Source organism: Dehalococcoidales bacterium (assembly GCA_030698765.1).
Lineage (GTDB): Bacteria > Chloroflexota > Dehalococcoidia > Dehalococcoidales > UBA2162 > JAUYMF01.
Map to the genome: position 1 here is coordinate 1 of JAUYMF010000171.1, position 2,632 is coordinate 2,632.

The 2,632-nt window shown below is 53.2% G+C and carries 4 protein-coding genes; all 4 read left to right on the forward strand.

Going from position 1 to position 2,632, the window contains the following annotated elements:
- The coding region (locus Q8Q07_08430) for a dihydrofolate reductase family protein (protein MDP3880309.1) at positions 1–270 on the forward strand (270 nt) is incomplete at its 5' end.
- Positions 271–278: 8 nt separating this feature from the next.
- A complete protein-coding gene (locus Q8Q07_08435; GenBank protein MDP3880310.1) occupies positions 279–908 on the forward strand; it encodes a riboflavin synthase in 630 nt (209 codons plus the stop codon).
- Between the two features lie 26 nt (positions 909–934).
- A complete protein-coding gene (locus tag Q8Q07_08440; GenBank protein MDP3880311.1) occupies positions 935–2,170 on the forward strand; it encodes a bifunctional 3,4-dihydroxy-2-butanone-4-phosphate synthase/GTP cyclohydrolase II in 1,236 nt (411 codons plus the stop codon).
- A gap of 30 nt (positions 2,171–2,200) precedes the next feature.
- Positions 2,201–2,632: 6,7-dimethyl-8-ribityllumazine synthase (ribH, locus tag Q8Q07_08445; GenBank protein MDP3880312.1), on the forward strand; the 432-nt coding region annotated here is incomplete at its 3' end.

Sequence of the window (2,632 nt, forward strand, 5' to 3'; positions counted from 1 at the left end):
CGGGAGATTACCAGTGTGCTGGTAGAGGGTGGCGGGATTCTTACCGGCTCCCTGTTTGACTACCGGCTGATTGACAAGGTGATTGCCTTCGTGGCTCCAATTATCATTGGTGGTCAAGAAGCCAAGACGCCTGTGGCTGGCGGGGGGGTGGACAAAGTGATTGATGCCATTAAACTAGAACGTGTTAGAGTGGAAAAGTTTGGCGAAGATTTAATGATTAGCGGCTATACCACAACCACTAAAAACCAGCTTTCCCGTAGCTCTCAATAAGGGGGGAAATGTTTACCGGGATTGTGGAGGAGATCGGCAGGGTAGTTGCAGCGTCGTCGGGGGACCTGGTCATCGGGGCTGATAGTATTCTCCCGGGGATGAAACTGGGCGAGAGTATCGCGGTTAACGGGGTTTGCCTGACGATAACCGGCTTTAAGGCTGATTCCTTTGTCACCGACCTGATGCCCGAGACGTTACAACGGTCGAATCTAGGACTACTTTCGGCCGGCGATAGGGTCAATCTGGAACGCCCTCTAGCTCTGGGGGGGCGGTTAGGCGGGCATTTAGTTCAGGGCCATATCGATGCTACCGGCAGAGTGGCGACTATCCGCTGGGATGGCAAGGTAATGCTCATTAGATTGGAAGCTCCGCCGGCGGTAACACGCTATGTCGTGGAGAAGGGCTTCGTCGCTGTGGACGGGGCCAGCCTGACGGTAGTGACCGCAGACAGCAGTTCCTTTCAGGTCTCGATAGTTGATTATACCCGCCAGCATACCACGCTGGGTAACCGGCGAGTGGGTGACCTGGTCAATCTCGAGGTAGATATTATCGCCAAATATGTGGAGCAGCTCGGTCAGGCTCGCAGCTCCGGCATAACCGCCGATTTCTTACAGGAGCAGGGCTTTTCGCTGAGTTAATTTATCCTTCAAGCGAGGGGGTGAGTATGGAATTATCAAGCATTGCTGAAGCTATTGAGGAGATAAAAGCCGGCAAGCTCATTATTATCGTTGATGACCAGGGTAGGGAGAACGAAGGCGACTTTGCTCTGGCCGCGGAGAAGGTTACCCCGGAACTGATTAACTTTATGGCATCACAGGGCCGGGGATTGATTTGCCTGCCGGTTACCGGTAAGCGACTGGATGAACTGAGGATTCCGTTGATGGTCAGGGAGAATACCTCAAAACATACCACTGCTTTCACGATATCGGTGGAGGCGAAACAAGGAGTCAGCACGGGTATTTCCGCCGCGGACCGGGACAAGACAATAAAGACCGTGATTGACCCGGCGACCAAGCCGGAGGATTTAGCTCGGCCGGGGCACATCTTTCCATTGCGGGCCAGGGAGGGTGGTGTTTTAGTCCGGGCGGGACATACCGAGGCGGTAGTGGACCTGGCCAGGCTGGCCGGACTTTATCCGGCGGGGGTCATTTGCGAGATTATGAATGAGGACGGTACCATGGCACGGCTACCTCAACTGCAGGTAATGGCAGAGAAGTATGGGATGAAGATTATCAGTGTCGCCGACCTCATTGTCTATCGCCGCCGACACGAGAAGCTGGTGCATCGGGTGACCGAGACCAAATTGCCCACAAAGTACGGTAACTTTACCGCTATCGCCTACCGCAGTGATACTGACCCGGACGAACATATCGCTTTAGCGATGGGCAACGTCGCTACCGACGAGCCAATACTGGTGCGGGTTCATAGTGAATGCCTGACCGGCGACGTATTCGGTAGCCTTCGTTGTGACTGCGGGGAGCAGATTGCTCTGGCAATGAAAAGGATTGCCGATGAAGGAAGGGGCGTTTTACTTTATATGAGGCAGGAAGGACGGGGTATCGGCTTCCATAACAAGCTGCGAGCTTATGCCCTTCAAGACCAGGGACTGGACACGGTGGAAGCCAATCTGGTCTTAGGCTTCCCCGCCGACTTACGGGACTACGGCATTGGCGCCCAGATTCTGGTTGACCTGGGTTTGCGCCAAATCAGGATGCTGACCAATAACCCCAAAAAGGTAGTCGGTTTGGAGGCTTACGGGCTAAAGGTAGTGGAAACGGTACCCATTGTTTGCCCGCCTAACCCCTATAATCTACATTACCTGGAGACCAAACAGAAAAAATTAGGGCACGCTTTAGAGCTACCTGATGTTGACGATAAACAGACGGGTAAAAGTGATTAAGTGACCCGATGATAAGGATAAGGAGGCCAAATGGGTAAGAATTTTGAAGGTCTATTACTGGGTAAAGGGTTAAAGTTCGGTTTAGTTGTCTCCCGCTTTAATGAATTTATCACCAGGAAATTGCTGGAAGGGGCGCAGGATGCTTTGGTGCGTCACGGCGTGAGACAAGAGGACATCGATATTGCCCGGGTACCGGGCGCATTTGAGATTCCATTAGGCGCTCAGAGATTAGCCCAGACCAAGAAATATGATGCTATTATCTGCCTTGGCGCCGTAATTCGTGGCGCCACGCCTCACTTTGAGTATATTGCGGCTGAAGTAACCAAAGGGATTGCCCGGGTAAGTTTGGACTTCGGACTGCCGGTGAGCTATGGGGTGGTTACCGCGGACACCCTAGAGCAGGCTATCGAACGGGCGGGGACTAAAGCCGGGAACAGAGGTTTTGATGCTGCTGTCGATGCC

Excerpts from the sequence above, each read along its gene's own strand:
- Q8Q07_08440 (MDP3880311.1), top strand. The coding sequence starts at position 935 with ATGGAATTATCAAGCATTGCTGAAGCTATTGAGGAGATAAAAGCCGGC.
- Q8Q07_08435 (MDP3880310.1), top strand. The coding sequence starts at position 279 with ATGTTTACCGGGATTGTGGAGGAGATCGGCAGGGTAGTTGCAGCGTCG.